Genomic DNA, 998 nt, shown 5'->3' with positions numbered 1-998 from the left:
GGTTGAACGGTGACACGTGGAATGCTTTGTCTTGCTCCCAACCAAAATCTTCATCCTTTGGGTCAGCCGCTATCGCGTAATAATGGCGCTCATTCCAAGGTGTATTGCTGACTTCGGCGAGAAGATATTGCCATTCACCTTTTTGGTCATACAGGTAGTAAAAAGTCACCGGACTAAAATAAAGCCCGAGATAACGCAAATGACAGACAGCCAGCACTTTGCCGCTGCAACGTACGCCCGTAAGTTCTGCGACTTTGTCTTGCACCGCTTTTTTCAAACTCCCTTCACCGAGGTAATCATCACGTTTGAATCGAGCCCAATGCCAACAGCGAGTCCCAAAGCCCCAAACTTTTTTCTCAAGTACGCCAATTTCATCCAAATCAATCGCTGGCATAAACATTGAATAATTCAGCTCGTGCTTAACGGGCGTAAAACGACGATGCCTTACAGTGCCTATAAATAACTGGCTGTGAGAAGGGATACTCATATTACGCAGCACCTTGTTCATAAAGAGTGTCGTTTTTCTCGTTATGTTTAGCGGCAATTCCTTTCACAACATCCAAAGCACTGCGCACGCCATCTTCATGGAATCCGTTGTACCAATAAGCGCCACAAAACCACGTATGTTGAGTTCCTTGTATTTCTTCTTTGCGTTGCTGGGCAGCGATAGACTCCATCGTAAAGACAGGGTGATGGTAGGTGAACTGACGCAGAATCTTGTTCTCGTCGATATCTTCAGTACGGTTTAAGGTGACGCAGAATGTGTGTGAAGAGTCGATATGCTGCAAAATATTCATGTTGTACGTTAGGGACGGCAATCGTTGCTGCTCCTCTTCGCCTCCTTCCAGCAAATAGTTCCACGATGCCCATGCAGATTTTCGTTTCGGTAATACACTCGTGTCAGTGTGAAGAACCACATCATTTGCTTGGTAAGCCATATTAGACAAAATGTCGTTTTCACATGACGAGGCATCACTGAGCATCGCTAAAGCCTGGTC

Annotated in this window: 1 protein-coding gene and 1 pseudogene; both read right to left on the bottom strand. The window is 45.8% G+C overall.

The window, feature by feature from the left end:
* Window positions 1–487, bottom strand: a 487-nt coding sequence (locus tag R7O13_RS24730; RefSeq protein ID WP_318304917.1) for a DUF1365 domain-containing protein, incomplete at its 3' end; no start/stop codon positions are given.
* Window position 488: 1 nt separating this feature from the next.
* Window positions 489–998, bottom strand: a pseudogene (locus tag R7O13_RS24725) (FAD-dependent oxidoreductase); the annotation flags it as partial.

This window comes from Vibrio sp. Y176 (assembly GCF_033438945.1).
Note: the sequence above shows the minus strand (reverse complement) of the source record. Positions and strands in the feature narration are given on the sequence as shown.